The following is a 16,518-nucleotide window of genomic DNA, read 5'->3' as shown; positions in this document are numbered from 1 at the left end:
CGCCAGCAATTTGCGACCAGGCGGCTTTCCAGGAACCCATGATGTCTGGCACTCCGTCTCCCGGTCCGGCTCCCGATGCCCTCGAACTCGCGGCGCTGTTGTGTTCGCGAGTCTGTCACGATCTCATCAGCCCGGTTGGCGCGATCGTCAATGGGCTTGAGGTGCTTGACGACAACCCGAAGCCCGAAGACCGCGAGTTCGCGCTCGATCTGATCCGCAAGAGCGCCAAGACCGCTTCGGCACGATTGCAGTTCTGCCGCCTGGCGTTTGGAGCTGCGGGATCGGCGGGGGCGCAGATCGATCTCGGCGATGCGCAGAGCATGGCGCGCGGTCACATCGAGGACGGCAAGATCACCATCACCTGGAACCTGCCGCGGCTGTTGCTGCCGAAGAATCGCGTCAAGCTGCTGTTGAACATGCTGATCATTGCGCAGCAGACGATCCCGCGCGGCGGTACGTTCACGATCGATCCGATCGGTGATGGCGAGACGATGAGTTTTCGCGTGACCGCGGCCGGCCTGAACGCCCGCCTGCCGCAGAACATCGCCGATCTCCTGAGCGCGGACTCGACGGCTTCCGTCGATGCGCACGCGGTGCAGCCTTACTATACGCGGCTGCTGGCGCAGGCCTGCGGGCTCAGCGTGACGCTCGCGCTCGACGGCGAAAAGGTGATCGTTACCGCGGCCTAAAGTGCGCCAATGCGCGATCATGGTTAACCAAGCGTTGAAAACAGGCGGCAGAATTCATTTCTGCCGTCTTATCTCTTTGTTGATCCCGTTCTTTTCCATTTGAGCAACCAATATTAAACGCTTTGCATAGAAGCTGGCCAAGTTCCGTAAGGCACGTCGATGTCGCGTGCCGGTGCGTACGAAGGCCAGTTTCATGGATGATTTGTTGCGGGAGTTTTTGACCGAAACCAGCGAGAGCCTGGATACGGTCGACAATCAATTGGTTCGGTTCGAGCAGGACCCGAGCGACGCGAAGATCCTGGATAACATCTTCCGCCTGGTGCACACCATCAAGGGCACCTGCGGCTTCCTGGGCTTGCCGCGGCTGGAAGCGCTGGCCCATGCCGGCGAGACTTTGATGGGCAAATTCCGCGACGGCATGCCGGTCAAGGCCGAGGCCGTGACGTTGATCCTGTCCTCGATCGACCGCATTAAAGAGATTTTGGCCGGCCTCGAGGCCACCGAGACCGAGCCCGAGGGCACCGACGAAGATTTGATCGAGCAGCTGCATGCGATGGCCGAAGGCGCCAAGCATGCGGCGGCAGAAGCGCCCGCTCAACCCGCCCCCGTGCCCGTCGTCGCCGCCCCACCGGTGCAGCCCGCAATAACGGCGGGCACGCTGGTGGACCAGGTGCTGGAACGCCCGCTGCGTCCCGGCGAAGTCTCGCTCGACGACCTCGAGCGCGCCTTTCGCGAGACCGAGACCGAAGCCGCACCCGCGCCCAAACCCGCGCCGGCCCCTGTCGCCAAGCAGGCCGCATCTGCGCCCGCGCCGGAAGCCAAGGAAGCCGTCAAGGAAACTGCCAAGGAAACTGCTAAGGAAACCGTCAAGGCAAAACCGGCCAAGCGCGCCGCGGCCGTCGACACCGATGTCCAGGAAGCCGACAAGATCGCCAACCAGTCGATCCGCGTCAACGTCGACACGCTCGAACATCTGATGACCATGGTCTCCGAGCTGGTCCTGACCCGCAACCAGCTTCTGGAAATCTCCCGCCGCAACGAGGACACCGAGTTCAAGGTGCCGCTGCAGCGGCTGTCCAACGTCACCGCCGAGCTGCAGGAAGGCGTCATGAAGACGCGGATGCAGCCGATCGGCAATGCCTGGCAGAAGCTGCCAAGGATCGTCCGCGACCTCTCGGGCGAACTCGGCAAGCAGATCGAACTCGAGATGCACGGCGCCGACACCGAACTCGACCGCCAGGTGCTCGACCTGATCAAGGATCCGTTGACGCACATGGTGCGCAACTCCGCCGACCACGGCCTGGAAACGCCGGCCGAGCGGCTGGCCAGCGGCAAGGGCGAGCAGGGCACCATCCGGCTGTCCGCCTATCACGAGGGCGGCCACATCATCATCTGCATCGCGGACAACGGCCGCGGCCTCAACACCGAGCGGATCAAGGCCAAGGCGCTCCAGAACGGTCTCGTCACCGAGGCCGAGCTGGAGAAGATGACGGAAGCCCAGATCCACAAGTTCATCTTTGCGCCGGGCTTCTCCACCGCCGCCACCGTCACCTCGGTCTCCGGCCGCGGCGTCGGCATGGACGTGGTGCGTACCAATATCGACCAGATCGGCGGCACCATCGACATCAAGTCGGTGGCCGGCGAGGGCTCTTCCGTCACCATCAAGATCCCGCTGACGCTCGCCATCGTCTCGGCCCTGATCGTGGAAGCCGCCGGTGACCGGTTTGCGATCCCGCAGCTCTCCGTGGTCGAACTGGTGCGCGCCCGCGCCAACTCCGAACACCGCATCGAGCGCATCAAGGACACCGCGGTGCTCAGGTTGCGCAACAAGCTGTTGCCGCTGATGCACCTGAAGAAGCTGCTCAAGATCGACGACGGCTCGTCAAGCGACCCCGAGAACGGCTTCATCGTGGTGACCCAGGTCGGCAGCCAGACCTTTGGCATCGTGGTCGACGGCGTGTTCCACACCGAAGAAATCGTGGTCAAGCCGATGTCGACAAAACTGCGGCACATCGACATGTTCTCCGGCAACACCATTCTGGGCGATGGCGCCGTGATCATGATCATCGATCCCAACGGCATTGCCAAGGCGCTCGGCGCCTCCGGCGCCTCGGCCCATGAGATGGCAGATGAAGCGTCTGCGGCGCATGCGATCGGCGGCGAACAGCTGACGTCGCTATTGGTGTTCCGCGCCGGATCGAGCCAGCCCAAGGCGGTTCCGCTCGGCCTCGTCACCCGGCTGGAGGAGATCGCCACCGACAAGATCGAGCTCTCGAACGGCCGCTACATGGTGCAGTACCGCGAGCAACTGATGCCGCTGGTGCAGATGGCCGGGGTCAGCGTCCAGACCCAGGGCTCGCAGCCGATCCTGGTGTTCGCCGACGACGGCCGCTCGATGGGGCTCGTGGTCGACGAGATCATCGATATCGTCGAGGAGCGGCTGCACATCGAAGTCGCCGGCCAGCAGGACGGCATTCTGGGTTCGGCCGTGATCAAGGGCCAGGCCACCGAAGTGATCGACGTCGGCCACTTCCTGCCGATGGCGTTTGCCGACTGGTTCTCGCGCAAGGAAATGCGGGAGTCATCGACGGCGCGATCGGTGCTGCTGGTCGATGACAGTGCCTTCTTCCGCAACATGCTGGCGCCGGTGCTGAAAGCCGCCGGCTACAAGGTGCGGGTCGCCGTCAACGCGCAGGAGGGGCTGTCGGCGCTGCGCTCGGGCCACAACTACGACGTGGTGCTGACCGACATCGAGATGCCGGAAATGAACGGCTTCGAGTTCGCCGAAACCATCCGTGCCGACAACAATTTGAGCACGATGCCGATCATCGCGCTGTCCTCGCTGACGTCGCCGGCGGCGATCGAGCGCGGGCGGCAGGCCGGCTTCCATGATTTCGTCGCCAAGTTCGACCGTCCCGGCCTGATCGCGGCGCTGAAGGAACAGACCGCCGAGACCAGGAAAGCGGCGTAAGGAATCGAGCATGATCCGGAAAAGTGGGAACCGGTTTTCCGAAAAGATCATGCTCAAACAAGGTAAGCGCACATGACAACCAAGACCGAGACCACCGAAGGCACTGTCGCCGAATACGTCACCGCGGTGATCGGCGGGCAATTGTTCGGCCTGCCGATCTCGCGGGTGCAGGACGTGTTCATGCCGGAACGGCTGACGCGGGTGCCGCTGGCCTCTAGCGAGATCGCCGGCGTGCTCAACCTGCGCGGCCGCATCGTCACCGTGGTCGACATGCGCGCCCGGCTCGGCTTACCCAAGAACGACGACGGCAAGCCGCCGATGGCGGTCGGCGTCGATTCGCGCGGCGAGTCCTACGGCCTCCTGATCGACCAGATCGGCGAGGTCTTGAAACTCCACGATAACGGCCGCGAGGAAAACCCCGTCAATCTCGATCCCCGCATGGCCAAGCTCGCCGGCGGTGTTCACCGTCTCGACGGCCAGCTCATGGTCGTCCTCGACGTCGATCGCGTTCTCGAAATCGTGCCTGACCTGATGGCGGCATGAAGACCGAACCTGGAACGGAAACATCCCTGTTGGGATCTGGTGTAATTGGAGGCCTAAAATGAAAACATGTCTGGTCGTCGACGACTCGAGCGTCATCCGAAAAGTCGCACGCCGAATCCTCGAAGGTCTCGACTTTCAAATCGTCGAAGCCGAGGACGGCCAAAAGGCGCTTGAAGTCTGCAAGCGCGCCATGCCCGAAGCGGTTCTGCTCGACTGGAACATGCCCGTCATGGACGGCTATGAATTCCTCGGCAATCTGCGCCGGATGCCCGGTGGCGATGCGCCCAAGGTGGTGTTCTGCACCACCGAAAACGACGTCGCACACATTGCGCGCGCGCTGCATGCCGGCGCCAACGAGTACATCATGAAGCCGTTCGACAAGGACATCGTCACAGCGAAGTTCCAGGAAGTCGGCCTGCTCTGATCTCGCCTGTTTGATCCGGTGGCTCAACGGCCTTCGGCGTTGTTTTTGTAAGTGTGCCGCTTGAGTTGGGGTCGGGTGAAGTAATGAGTGTTGCGTTGACGAGGTCTCCACCGCCAATCTCGACACGGCAAGAAAAGCTGCGCGTCATGGTGGTCGACGACTCCGTCGTGATCCGCGGGATGATCTCGCGCTGGATCGGCGCCGAGCCGGACATGGAGGTCTCGGCCTCCTTGCGTACCGGTCTCGACGCCGTCAATCAGATCGAACGCATCAAGCCCGATGTTGCCGTGCTCGATATCGAAATGCCGGAGCTCGACGGCATTTCGGCGCTGCCGCAACTCCTGGCGAAAAAGCGCGACCTCGTCATCATCATGGCGTCGACGCTGACCCGCCGCAATGCGGAGATCAGCTTCAAGGCGCTTTCGCTCGGCGCGGCCGACTACATTCCAAAGCCGGAGAGCACGCGCGAAGCCACCGCGGCCGAGACCTTTCACCACGATCTGATTCAGAAGATTCGTCATTTGGGCGCCAGGGCCCGCCGGCGTGCGCAGCCTTCCGCGAGCCCGTCCGTGGCGCCGGCCCCCGAGCGGGTACGTGAAGTATCGGTCCAGCCGGCCGCTGCACCGGTTGCGCAACTGCAACTGGCGCGCCAGCCCTTCAGCATGCTGGCGCCGCGGGTGCTCCTGATCGGTTCGTCGACCGGTGGCCCGCAGGCCCTGATGACGCTGGTCGCCGAGATCGGCCCGGTGATCGATCGCTTTCCGGTGCTGATCACCCAGCACATGCCGCCGACTTTCACCACGATTCTTGCCGAACATCTCGGGCGCGCAAGCCGCCGACCGGCGCATGAAGCCGTCGATGGCGAGATCGTCAAGCCCGGCCGGATCTATCTCGCGCCGGGCGGCCGCCACATGCGCGTGGTGCGCCATGGCGCCGAGACTGCGATCGCGCTCGACGACGGGCCGCCGGTGAATTTCTGCAAACCCGCGGTCGACCCGCTGTTCAACTCGGCCATCGACGTCTGGCAGGGCGGCATCATGTCGGTGATTCTGACCGGCATGGGCTCCGACGGCATGCGCGGCGGCAAGGACATCGTCGCCGCCGGCGGTAGCGTGATTGCCCAGGACGAAGCGACCAGCGTCGTGTGGGGCATGCCGGGCGCGGCCGCCAATGCAGGTATTTGCGCGGCGGTTCTGCCGCTCAATCAGATCGCGCCCAAACTGGTTCGGTTGTTTTCGGGAGATCGTTCGTGACGCCTTCAGACTATGAGTATCTGCGTAAGCTTCTGAAAGAGCGCTCCGGGCTCGATCTTTCCGCCGACAAGCAATATCTGGTCGAAAGCCGGCTGTTGCCGCTGGCGCGCAAGTCCAGCCTGCCGGGCATTTCCGAACTCGTCGAGAAGATGAAGGGCGGAGCCAACGCGGTGACGGCGGAGGTGGTCGAGGCGATGACCACCAACGAAACGTTCTTCTTTCGCGACAAGATTCCGTTCGACCATTTGCGGGAGACGATCCTCCCGGCGCTGGCGCAGGCGCGCGCGGCCCGTCGTTCCCTACGTATCTGGTGCGCGGCCTCCTCCACCGGGCAGGAGCCGTACTCGATCGCGATGTGCCTGAAGGAAGCCGGACCCTTGCTGTCGGGTTGGCGCACCGAGATCGTCGCGACCGACCTGTCGCAGGCGGTGCTGGAAAAATCGAAGGCCGGAATCTTCAGCCAGTTCGAGGTGCAGCGCGGACTGCCGATCGGGTTGCTGGTGAAGTACTTCACCCAGAACGGCGAACTCTGGCAGATCAACGCCGAAATCCGCAGCATGGTGCAGCATCGTCAGCTCAACCTGTTGCAGGACTTCTCCCATCTCGGCGTGTTCGACATCGTCTTCTGCCGCAACGTGCTGATCTATTTCGATCAGAATACCAAGACCAATATCTTCGAGCGGCTCTCCCGGATGCTGGAGCCCGATGGCGTGCTGGCGCTGGGTGCGGCCGAATCCGTGGTCGGCATTACCAACACCTTCAAGCCCTATCCGGAGCGCCGCGGACTTTATCGTCCGAACATCGCGCCGGTGATCCGGGTGGGGGCATCGACCCTGGTGCCGCAAACCCTGCGGGCCGTCGCCGCGGCGGGCTGAGCCTGGTCTTCGCCGCGTCTGCCGGCGAGCCGCGCTACAATATCGCGTGCGGCAGAAAGCGCGACGTGTTGCCGGTGATCGGGTTCTCGTCCTCGCGGATCGACAGGCCGCAAGGCGTGTGATCGACCAGCCAGCTTCCGACCACGGCGTATTGGTCGGAAAAGCTCGGCAGCGGCGCGAAAGCCTGCCGGATGAACCCTTCCGCCCCGTATGGGCCTTGCTGTTCCATCAGCGTGGTGCCGGCGCTGACGAGGGCTATGTTGGCGCCTTCGCGCGAATAAAGCGGCTTGCGCACGAACGAGGAGCCGAGCATGGACGCCTTCGGATCGTCCTCGAAATAGGCCGGCAGCAAATTGGGGTGCTTCGGAAACATCTCCCAGAGCAGCGGCAGAATGCCCTTGTTGGAAAGGATCGCTTTCCAGGGCGGCTCGATCCAGCGCGTCGGCGCGCTTGCCAGCTTCGCGCCGAACGTGTCGTGAAACATCCATTCCCAGGGATAGAGCTTGAAGGCGAGTTCGATGGCGCGGTCGTCGAGATCGACGAAGCGGCCATCGCCGCCGAGACCGACGTCCTTGATGTCCATCAGCGTGGTCTGCAATCCAGCTTGGCTCGCGGTATCCTGCAGGTAGGCCAGCGTGCCGGCATCCTCGGTATTGTCATTCATGCCGGCGAGATGCAGATGCTTCGCACCGCCGTGTTTCTTCCAGGCGTCGATCAGACGCTCATGGATTGAATTGAACTGGTCGGCGCGCTTCGGGATGATGTTGCGTTCCATCGCCTGTTCGAGCCAGGTCCACTGGAAAACCGCGGCTTCGAAAATCGAAGTCGGCGTATCCGCGTTGTACTCCAGCAGTTTCGCCGGGCTCCAGCCGTCGTAGCTCAGATCCAGCCGGCCATAGAGGCTGGCGTCGCGGCGGCGCCAGCTCTCCGAAATCAGCGGCCAGAACGCTTCCGGTATCTTCAGCCGGCGCAGATATTTCTCATCCTTGATCGTACGGCCGACCAGTTCGAGGCACATCGCCTCGATCTCGCCGGTGGGCGCCTCGATCCGCCGTTCGATCTCGTTGAGCGTGAACGCGTAATAGGCCCGCTCGTCCCAATAGCGTTCGCCGTCGATGGCGTGAAAAGTGAAGCCTACGCCTTCGGCGGTGGCACGCCAGTCGTCGCGTTCGGGGCAGGGGATGCGCTGCATGAATTCAGCCGCCTGAAAAACCGACCGCATGCCCGAACGAGCCGAAGCCGCCGCGCTGCACGCTGTGCGAGCCGGAATCGGAAGTGCCCGAGGATGAATGGCTTGAGGACGAATCGCTCGAGTAGTAGCTGCTGCGCGACGAACTGCCGCCGGAGCCGCCACCTGAACTGCCATGGCTGCTGGACGAAGAGCCGCGCGATGAGCACTCGGTACTACCTTGCTGGAGCGACGGCGAGGCCGCATTCGGCGATGGTTCGCAATTCCGGTTCGGCATCAGCGCATAGGCGGCAGTGCCGACCGCAAACGTACCCATCAGCAGCAGCGCAACGTGGCCCGAACGTTTCGCCGGCGGACCGGGGCGCGGCGATGCCGGCACCGAGACCGGTTTGCGCTTGCCGAAATCCTTGTCCGATTTGTTTGCCATGGTCAGTAGATCATGCAGGCGGCGTTGAGTGCGCCGGCGGCCAGCGAGGCCAGCCCGAGCCAGATCGCGGCGGCGAGTTCGCCGGAAGCGATCCGCTCCGACAATTTCGGTACCGGAACCCTGACGAGGAAATAGACGATGATTTGCACGATCAGCGCGATCAAAGCCCAGATCAGGCAATCCCAGACATTGGCGGAATGGGCGATGGCGCTGACCAGCGGCAGCACGAAGCCGAGCAGGCTCAGGCCCAGCGCAATTGCGGCCGCCGGCTCATTGGCGCGGATCAGCTCGAACTCATTGTGCGGCGTGACGCGGGTATAGACGAAGAGGTAGGCGACCACGGCAACAATCGCCGTGCAGAAATACACCAGGAACGCCGGCAGCCCGGCGAGCGATTGAAGGATCATGAACTCGCCCCCACTCGTGCGTCCTGACAGGTTCGCACAATCTCTCAGTCGGTGCATAGGAGCAGGGGGTTCAATCCCAATAAAAACTGTGCCCAAACAAAAACCCCGCCATCTCGGGCGAGGTTCGCAAATCGTTCGTGGCGGCGTTGACGCAGCCGGCTATTCCCTGACCTCGATCTTGCCCTTCATGGCCGGGTGCAGGCCGCAGATGTAATCGTAGATTCCTGCATCAGTGAGGCTCAGCTGGGTGGTCTGGCCTTTCAGCGCGATCGACGAGCGCTGCGCCTTGGGGCCGGTGATCGTCACCTGGTGCGGCGAGGAATCAGCGTTGTGCCAGGTGATGGTCTGGCCCTTGCTGACGACGACGGTCTCCGGCCCGAACTTGAAGTCGGAGATCGAGACCACGCCGGGGCCCGGCGCGGGCTTTGCCATGGCGCCTTCGGCCGTGCCCTTCAGGCCCGCTAGCGAGATGACAAAATCCTGCCCGGCATGCGGCTTGTGGCAGGTGAAGCAGGTCGTCAAATTGGCCTTGTCGTTGACTTTCTTGTCCGGGCCGAACGCCTGGTATTCCCATTCGCCGTTCCGAATGTCGTCCTTGTACTCGGTGCCCCAGCCGTCGCGCTTTTCCATCACCGTGTAGGCGACGAGGTCGCCCTTCTGGAAACGGCCGTTGGCATCCTTGAGTGGCTCGCCGGCCGCATCGAGCTGGGCCTTGTACTGCACCAGCGTCAGCACCGTGCCGCTCGGGATCGGCTGCCCCTTGCGTGCCGCATCGACCGCCGCCGGCGTCGCATAGAGCTCGCGATACTGCTTGTTGTCGTAACGATCGACTGTGGCGTAGAGCGTGCCCTTGTCGAAATTCTCCGGGAAGGCGACCTTGTCGCCGCCGGCGAGCGCCGAATAACCGATGAGCGCGCCCGATACCGATCCGAGCGCAACAGCGGCAACCAGCCTGACGTTTTTCATGACTTCCCCCTCGTTGTGGAATTCCTGCAAGTACGAGACACCGCGAAGCGGGTTTCAATCCAGAGGAAACGATTTCGTCGCGTAAGCGGCTATTGTTCGTTTGGCCGACGCGATCCCCGAGCCAGGCCCCGGAGCAGGCGGAATGCCAGCCAGAAGAAGAGGATGACCAGTGCGAGCGCGGCGATCGGCGCCGTCAGCGCCAGGATCGAGATCAGCGAGGCGCTCCCGAGTTCGGCCGTGGCAACCGCCGAATTGCCAAGGCCACCGGTGAAGACGGTGGATTTGGCCCTGAGCATCGCGGTCAAACCTTGCGTGATGCCGGCAACGCCGCCTCCCGCGATAATGGCCGCCGTCCATTTCACCATCGGCGGCAGGTCGGTCATAACAGCGGCGGACACGATCGTCCCTGCGACGACGGCGCCGGGCGTCGCCACCGTATCGAGCAAATTGTCCACGCCAGGAATGTAGAACGCGGCGATCTCCACGATGGCTGCCGTGCCGAGCATGATGAGGGCGGCTGGTGTGCCGAGCCATGCGAAGCCCTCGTTCAGGCTTGCATGTCCGGTGTAAGCCGCGCCGCTCAGAATCAGCAGCGGCAGGAACAACCGGAAGCCGGTTGCGGCGGCGAGTCCGATGCCAAGTGCAACCGACAGTGCAAGATCCAGGTTCGACATGTGCGCAGGCTCCATCGGCCCCAGTTCAGGGCAGCGTGAAGGATCAGCCGATGCTGACCGGCGCTACCGGCGGCGAGGCTTCCGCGATCCGACATCGCCCGACATGAACGCGCCTTTCAAGTCGTTTGCCGGCTCGTGACGAGGCCATACACGAACAAGACGATGATCGCCCCGACGACCGCGCCGATAAGCCCTGCACCTTCACCCGGGCTGTACCAGCCGAGGGCTCGTCCGAGATACGATGCAACGAAAGCGCCGACGATCCCAAGGATCGTCGTCATGATGAAGCCTGATGGCTCCTTGTCGCCCGGCATAATGAATTTGGCGATGACTCCGGCGATAAAGCCGATGATGATCGTCCACAGAATTCCCATTCGCGTAACCCCTTGCGTTGAGGAGCGATACTTCTTCGCTGGGAGCCAGATCGTAGCAGCTTTTGTGGAACTCGGATTAGTCCGGTGCGGTTGTAATATAAGGTGATTAAACTTGGGAGACGCAATCCAGACTGGACGGACTAACTTGAGCAGGTAACTGCACCCCTTGCTCGGGAGGATCGCAATGGCGACAAATTTGGTCTCTGTGGTGATGCAATTCCTCACGCCGGACATGATCGCGAAGATCGCATCTGTTCTGGGTATTGATCGTAATGTTGCGCAAAAAGCCATCGCGGGTGGGATTCCCGCGCTTCTTGCAAGCTTCGCTGACGTTGCCTCCACTCCCAATGGGGCACGCCAGCTCACCAACACGCTGTCTCAACAATCCGGGTCGCTTGAGAGCCTCAAGAATCTCACCGGCGCTTCCGGCCAGAACTCGCTGGCGGAAACGGGATCGAACATGCTTTCGGGCCTGTTCGGTGGCGGCACGCTGGACTCATTGGCACAGACGATAGGCAAGTTCGCGGGGATCGGCGAGGGCACCAGCAAGTCGATGCTCAGCATGCTTGGCCCCTTGGTCCTTGGTGCGTTAGGTCAGCAGCAACGCAGCACGGGTCTCGACGCAAGCGGGCTGGTGTCTCTTCTCACTTCACAGAAGGATCAGATCGCCGCGGCAATACCGTCCGGTCTCGCCGGTCAGTTGAGTGCCGCTGGTCTCATTGACGGAGCGACTGGAAGCTTGCGCAGCGGTGCGGCGGCAGCCAGCGCGGCTGGCGGCCGGGTTGCGGACGCTTCGGAGCGGATCATTTCCGGGGCCGGTCAGTCAGCCTCGGCGGTGGCCAGCCGAACAGCGGTGCCACAATGGCCGTACTGGTTGGTCGCCGCGGCGGTATTGGGTGGTCTCGCTTGGTTCGCCTTTGGTCGGTCAGGGGAGGACACAGTCGCTCAGGTGTCGCCTCCCGCCATGACGCGGACCGAGACCGGAACCGTCGGCAAGGCTCCGGCGGATTTGACGGTCGGAGGGATGAATCTGGCGAACCAGATCAACGTGTCGGTTGGTTCCATCAGGACCTTGCTTCCCGGCATCACCGATGCCGCTTCGGCCCAAGCCGCCGTGCCCAAGCTGAAGGAGGCAGTAGCTCAATTGAATGAGGTCAGTTCCCGCGCAACGCAGCTCTCTCCTGAAGGGAAGAGCACCCTCGTAAAGCTTATTGTGGTCGCGACCCCCACGATCAACCAGATGTGTGACAAGGTGCTGGCGACGCCCGGCGCCGGCGATATTGCGAAGCCGGCGATTGATGAGCTTCGAGGCAAGCTCGACGCGCTCGCGCGCTCCTGAATTTCAGAACGTCGTGCCGTCCGGCCTGCGCCGGACGGCTGCTCAACGTATTGTCGGGGGCTTTGCACACTCGCGCTGCTGAGGATCGCTCAATCCGCCGTTTGTATTCACCAGGAGTATGATCAATGGCTGACAAGACAAGCTTCACAAAGGATGAGTGGACGCTGTTGCTGGAGAGCCCGATGATCGCCGGGATGGCCATCACCGCGGCCGAACCCAGTGGGCTCTGGGGACTGTTGAAGGAGTCATTTGCCGGAGGTACGGCGCTCGCCCAGGCGGCGACCGGCTCCGGTACCAACGCGCTGGTCAAGTCGGTCGTCACGGACTTTTCCAGCGGCGAGGGGCGAAGCGCCGCGCGAGACGGCCTGAAAACAAAATTTGCGAATAGCAAGCCGGCCGAAATGAAAGACAAATGCATCGATGAGCTGCGGCATGTTTCTGCCTTGCTTGCCGCGAAGGCGCCCGGTGATGCGGCGGAGTTCAAGAACTGGCTCCGGCAGATCAGTCAAAGCACCGCCGAGGCGGCGTCGGAAGGCGGGGGCCTGTTCAGTGCTGGGGTCAAGGTGAGCGACGCCGAGAAGGCGACCCTCGGCGAGATATCGACCGCGCTGGGCGCTTAAGCGACCATCCCGGCAGGCCACAAAGCCCCCCCAAACAAAAACCCCGCCATTTGCGGCGGGGTTCCAGTCGGGAGGAGTGAGCCTTTCGGCTCGCCGTAAAACCCTGGTGTCAGGCGGGAATGCGCTCTTCGTGCTCGTGCGGCTCGCGCAGCACGTAGCCGCGGCCCCACACGGTTTCGATGAAGTTGCGGCCTTCGGAGGCGTTGGCCAGCTTCTTGCGCAGCTTGCAGATGAAGACGTCGATGATCTTCAGCTCGGGCTCGTCCATGCCGCCATAGAGATGGTTGAGGAACATTTCCTTGGTGAGGGTGGTTCCCTTGCGGAGCGAGAGCAGCTCCAGCATCTGGTATTCCTTGCCCGTCAGGTGCACGCGCTGGCCGCCGACTTCGACCGTCTTGGTGTCGAGGTTGACGACGAGGTCGCCGGTCTGGATGACCGACTGGGCATGACCCTTGGAACGGCGCACGATCGCATGGATACGGGCAACCAGTTCGTCCTTGTGGAAAGGCTTGGTCATGTAGTCATCGGCGCCGACGCCGAGGCCCTTGACCTTATCCTCGATGCCGGCGAGACCGGAGAGGATCAGGATGGGGGTCTTGATCTTGGAAACCCGGAGCTGCTTGAGCACGTCGTAGCCGGACATGTCGGGCAGGTTAAGGTCGAGAAGGATAATATCGTAATCATAGAGCTTACCGAGGTCGACGCCTTCTTCTCCGAGATCCGTCGTATAGACGTTGAAACTCTCGGATTTGAGCATCAGCTCGATCGACTGCGCGACTGCGCTGTCATCTTCAATCAGCAAAACGCGCATGCCAGTCCCCTTTAGTCCGCCGCTCCGGGCGTCAGGTCGGCCGCACTTGCGGCACTCAAAACGCCTTTAACAACTGATTCGGATCCTGACAGACACATGGTTAACAAATCCTGATTCCGGTTCGCAAGCTCTTTAAGTGCAATTTTTAGCGAATCGCCCTAAGATGTTGCTCGAAAGCAGCTTTTCTCTACCGTGTCCACTCAAGCTCCAGATTAAGAGACGGACCTAACCGACTCCCGCGTTTCGCCCTTCTGGGCGAGCGCTCTCAGTCACCAAAGACAGTGACGCAATGATTAATGATGCGGGTAAACACGAGGTTAAGCGCCGCGCTCAAATGCGTGGAAACTTAAGGTTTTCGCAATGAAGGCGCTCGCAGAGCAGATCGGCGATATCGACGGCGTCAATATATATGGCCGTGTTGTGGGCGTGCGCGGGCTGATGGTCGAGATCGCGGGGCCCATTCATGCGATGTCGGTCGGCGCGCGGATCGTGATCGATACCGGGGGCAACCGCTTCATTCCGGCCGAGGTGATCGGATTTTCCGGCAGCAATGCTGTCGTGATGCCGTTCGGCGGGCTCGACGGTGTGCGGCGCGGTTGCCGCGCGGTCATTGCCACGGCGGCCAGCCAGGTGCGGCCGTCACCGGCCTGGCTCGGTCGTGTCATCAACGCCATGGGGGAACCGATCGACGGCAAGGGGCCGCTGGCGCAGGGACCGTCGCCGATGCCCTACCGCAATTCGCCGCCGCCGGCGCATTCGCGCAAGCGCGTCGGGGCGCCGCTCGATCTCGGGGTGCGAGCGCTCAACACGTTCCTGACCTGCTGCCGCGGCCAGCGGCTCGGCATCTTCGCCGGTTCCGGCGTCGGCAAATCGGTGCTGCTGTCGATGCTGGCGCGCAACGTCGATGCCGACATTACCGTCATCGGCCTGATCGGCGAACGTGGCCGCGAGGTGCAGGAATTTCTGCAGGAGGATCTCGGCGACGAGGGTCTTGCCCGCTCGGTCGTGGTGGTGGCGACTTCGGACGAGCCCGCTTTGATGCGGCGGCAGGCGGCCTATCTGACGTTGGCGATTGCGGAGTATTTCCGCGACGAGGACAAGGACGTGCTGTGCCTGATGGATTCGGTCACGCGCTTTGCGATGGCGCAGCGCGAGATCGGGTTGTCGGCCGGCGAGCCGCCGACGGCCAAGGGCTATACGCCGACCGTGTTCACCGAATTGCCGAAACTCCTGGAGCGGGCAGGGCCGGGCACCGGCGTTGGCACCATCACCGGCATTTTCACGGTGCTGGTCGATGGCGACGACCATAACGAGCCGATCGCCGACGCGGTCCGCGGCATTCTCGACGGCCACGTCGTGATGCAACGCTCGATTGCGGAGCGCGGACGGTTTCCCGCGATCAACATCCTCAAATCGGTCTCCCGCACCATGCCGAGATCGGCCAATCCCGATTATCTGCCCGTGATCATGCGGGGCCGCCAGGTGATGGCGACCTACGCCGATATGGAGGAACTGATCCGGCTCGGCGCCTACCGGGCGGGTTCGAGTCCCGAAGTCGACGAGGCGATCCGGCTGCATGAGCCGCTGGAAGCCTTCCTGCGCCAGGCCAAGGACGAAAAATCGAGCCTGGATGACGGCTACCGCCAGTTGGCGCAAATCCTCGCCAATTTGGAAACGGAACGCTAACTTTGTCAGGCCATCATCCCCGTCACATGATTAATGAAGCCGGTGGGGCCCCCCGGGGGAGCCGGCTCCGTCCCGCGTTCAGATTGGGACTTCTGGGGAGTATGAGTCGATGAAGTCACGAGAAACGCTGATCCGCCTGAAGAAATTTCAGGTCGACGAGAAGCGCCGAAGGGTTACCCAGATCGAAGGCATGATCGCCGACTTCCAGCGCATGTCGGTCGATCTGGAGCGCGAAATCCAGACCGAACAGGAGCGGGCCGGGATCAACGATCCCTCCCATTTCGCCTACCCCACCTACGCCAAGGCCGCGATCCAGCGCCGGGAGAACTTGACCCGTTCCGCCGACGAGCTGCGTATCCAGCTCGAGGACGCCAAGAGCCTGCTGAGCGAAGCGTTCGAGGAGCTCAAGAAGGTCGAACTGCTCGACGAGCGCGACCAGGCGCGCGAGCGCGCCGAGGAGAGCGCCCGGGAGCAGGCCGACATGGATTCCATCGGCCTGATGCGCGCCCGGCTTGGCGTCGCCTGACGCCTCTCACACTCATCGGTTGCAACGATCAAACCCCCGGGCTGCAAGGCCTGGGGTTTTTCTTGTCCGGAATCGGCGAAACCGGCGACTTGGTGGCCCCTTTGGCGCAGGGTATGCTACGAAACTTCCCGATTGCTCCGGCGTAAGCACGCGATGGAGGATCGCGATTTGGGGGACGCTGAATGCTGACGCCAGCGGAGCTGGTATGGCTGATTGCCGCGGTTGCGAAGGGGGATGAGGCCGCTTTTGAGCGCCTTTACGCCGCCACGCGCGCGAAACTCTTCGGCGTCGTGCTCCGTATCTTGCGGCGTCAGGACCTCGCGGAGGAGGTCATTCAGGAGGCTTACGTCAAGATCTGGAATAGCGCCGGACAGTTCAATCCGGCGCTTGCTTCGCCGATTACATGGATGGCGTCGATCGCCCGCAACCGGGCGATCGACGTGGTGCGCAAGAAGAGCGAGGTTTCGATCGAGGAGGAGCCGACCGCGATGGAAGTGGCGGCCGATTCACCCGATCCGCTGGCGCGCCGCGAGATGACGGAAGAATTGAAGCGGTTGCTGGAATGCGTCGGCCGTCTCGAGCCGGATCGGCAGAAGCTGGTGCTGCTGGCCTATTACAACGGCTGGAGCCGTGAGCAACTCGCCGCCAAGTTCGAGACGCCGGTAAATACGGTGAAGACGTGGCTGCGCCGCAGCATGATGGAAATCAGGGAGTGTCTCGGGCTGTGAGGCCCGGATCTTGAAC

Annotated in this window: 18 protein-coding genes; 11 read left to right on the top strand and 7 right to left on the bottom strand. The window is 62.7% G+C overall.

The features are described 5' to 3' along the window. The first annotated feature begins 41 nt into the window (after window positions 1-41). The 6 genes from chpT to ACVWVY_RS00330 all read left to right on the top strand — a co-directional run bounded on the left by chpT (window position 42) and on the right by ACVWVY_RS00330 (window position 6,755). A complete protein-coding gene (chpT, locus tag ACVWVY_RS00355) occupies window positions 42-689 on the top strand; it encodes a histidine phosphotransferase ChpT (protein WP_456624543.1) in 648 nt (215 codons plus the stop codon). 193 nt (window positions 690-882) lie between these two features. Further along, a complete protein-coding gene (locus tag ACVWVY_RS00350) occupies window positions 883-3,660 on the top strand; it encodes a hybrid sensor histidine kinase/response regulator (protein WP_456624542.1) in 2,778 nt (925 codons plus the stop codon). Between the two features lie 72 nt (window positions 3,661-3,732). Further along, window positions 3,733-4,203, top strand: a complete 471-nt coding sequence (locus tag ACVWVY_RS00345; protein WP_456624541.1) for a chemotaxis protein CheW — start codon at window positions 3,733-3,735, stop codon at window positions 4,201-4,203. A 58-nt stretch (window positions 4,204-4,261) separates the two neighbouring features. Then, window positions 4,262-4,627, top strand: a complete 366-nt coding sequence (locus tag ACVWVY_RS00340; RefSeq protein WP_108517399.1) for a response regulator — start codon at window positions 4,262-4,264, stop codon at window positions 4,625-4,627. 83 nt (window positions 4,628-4,710) lie between these two features. Further along, window positions 4,711-5,880 carry a protein-glutamate methylesterase/protein-glutamine glutaminase gene (locus ACVWVY_RS00335; protein ID WP_456624540.1) on the top strand — a complete coding sequence of 390 codons (1,170 nt, stop codon included), beginning with the start codon at window positions 4,711-4,713 and terminating at the stop codon, window positions 5,878-5,880. Then, complete coding sequence (locus ACVWVY_RS00330; protein WP_456624539.1) at window positions 5,877-6,755, top strand: CheR family methyltransferase; 879 nt, start codon at window positions 5,877-5,879, stop codon at window positions 6,753-6,755. Before ACVWVY_RS00335 ends, ACVWVY_RS00330 begins: the two co-directional genes overlap by 4 nt. Window positions 6,756-6,789: 34 nt before the next feature. Here ACVWVY_RS00330 and ACVWVY_RS00325 read toward each other — a convergent pair whose 3' ends face one another. The 6 genes from ACVWVY_RS00325 to ACVWVY_RS00300 all read right to left on the bottom strand — a co-directional run bounded on the left by ACVWVY_RS00325 (window position 6,790) and on the right by ACVWVY_RS00300 (window position 10,792). Beyond that, a complete protein-coding gene (locus tag ACVWVY_RS00325; protein WP_456624538.1) occupies window positions 6,790-7,947 on the bottom strand; it encodes a glutathionylspermidine synthase family protein in 1,158 nt (385 codons plus the stop codon). A gap of 4 nt (window positions 7,948-7,951) precedes the next feature. Beyond that, entirely contained in the window at window positions 7,952-8,371 is a 420-nt protein-coding gene (locus ACVWVY_RS00320) for a hypothetical protein (RefSeq protein ID WP_456624537.1), read from the bottom strand. A gap of 2 nt (window positions 8,372-8,373) precedes the next feature. Continuing rightward, on the bottom strand, window positions 8,374-8,778 hold the full coding sequence (locus ACVWVY_RS00315; protein WP_456624536.1) for a DUF350 domain-containing protein: 405 nt from the start codon (window positions 8,776-8,778) through the stop codon (window positions 8,374-8,376). A gap of 159 nt (window positions 8,779-8,937) precedes the next feature. Further along, a complete protein-coding gene (locus ACVWVY_RS00310) occupies window positions 8,938-9,744 on the bottom strand; it encodes a cytochrome P460 family protein (protein ID WP_456624535.1) in 807 nt (268 codons plus the stop codon). An 89-nt stretch (window positions 9,745-9,833) separates the two neighbouring features. Continuing rightward, on the bottom strand, window positions 9,834-10,418 hold the full coding sequence (locus tag ACVWVY_RS00305; RefSeq protein WP_456624534.1) for a DUF4126 domain-containing protein: 585 nt from the start codon (window positions 10,416-10,418) through the stop codon (window positions 9,834-9,836). A gap of 116 nt (window positions 10,419-10,534) precedes the next feature. Further along, a complete protein-coding gene (locus ACVWVY_RS00300) occupies window positions 10,535-10,792 on the bottom strand; it encodes a GlsB/YeaQ/YmgE family stress response membrane protein (protein ID WP_456624533.1) in 258 nt (85 codons plus the stop codon). A gap of 184 nt (window positions 10,793-10,976) precedes the next feature. On the opposite strand from ACVWVY_RS00300, the gene ACVWVY_RS00295 reads away from it, so the two are divergent. Next, entirely contained in the window at window positions 10,977-12,131 is a 1,155-nt protein-coding gene (locus ACVWVY_RS00295; RefSeq protein WP_456624532.1) for a DUF937 domain-containing protein, read from the top strand. A 182-nt stretch (window positions 12,132-12,313) separates the two neighbouring features. Next, a complete protein-coding gene (locus ACVWVY_RS00290; RefSeq protein ID WP_456624531.1) occupies window positions 12,314-12,751 on the top strand; it encodes a hypothetical protein in 438 nt (145 codons plus the stop codon). A 109-nt stretch (window positions 12,752-12,860) separates the two neighbouring features. On the opposite strand, the gene ctrA is transcribed toward ACVWVY_RS00290, so the two are convergent. Next, complete coding sequence (gene ctrA, locus ACVWVY_RS00285) at window positions 12,861-13,562, bottom strand: response regulator transcription factor CtrA (RefSeq protein WP_008138878.1); 702 nt, start codon at window positions 13,560-13,562, stop codon at window positions 12,861-12,863. Window positions 13,563-13,922: 360 nt separating this feature from the next. Between ctrA and fliI the strand changes: the two genes are divergently transcribed. The 3 genes from fliI to ACVWVY_RS00270 all read left to right on the top strand — a co-directional run bounded on the left by fliI (window position 13,923) and on the right by ACVWVY_RS00270 (window position 16,502). After that, complete coding sequence (gene fliI / locus ACVWVY_RS00280; protein WP_456624530.1) at window positions 13,923-15,248, top strand: flagellar protein export ATPase FliI; 1,326 nt, start codon at window positions 13,923-13,925, stop codon at window positions 15,246-15,248. Window positions 15,249-15,357: 109 nt separating this feature from the next. Further along, window positions 15,358-15,774, top strand: coding sequence for a flagellar export protein FliJ (gene fliJ / locus ACVWVY_RS00275; protein WP_057842912.1), 417 nt, complete (start codon window positions 15,358-15,360; stop codon window positions 15,772-15,774). A 182-nt stretch (window positions 15,775-15,956) separates the two neighbouring features. Then, the gene (locus ACVWVY_RS00270) at window positions 15,957-16,502 is read left to right on the top strand and encodes a sigma-70 family RNA polymerase sigma factor (protein ID WP_456624529.1); all 546 of its coding nucleotides are present in this window, start codon (window positions 15,957-15,959) and stop codon (window positions 16,500-16,502) included. The last annotated feature ends 16 nt before the right edge of the window (window positions 16,503-16,518 follow it).

It is taken from the genome of Bradyrhizobium sp. URHC0002 (genome assembly GCF_054059515.1).
This window is presented reverse-complemented; position numbering and strand designations above follow the sequence as displayed.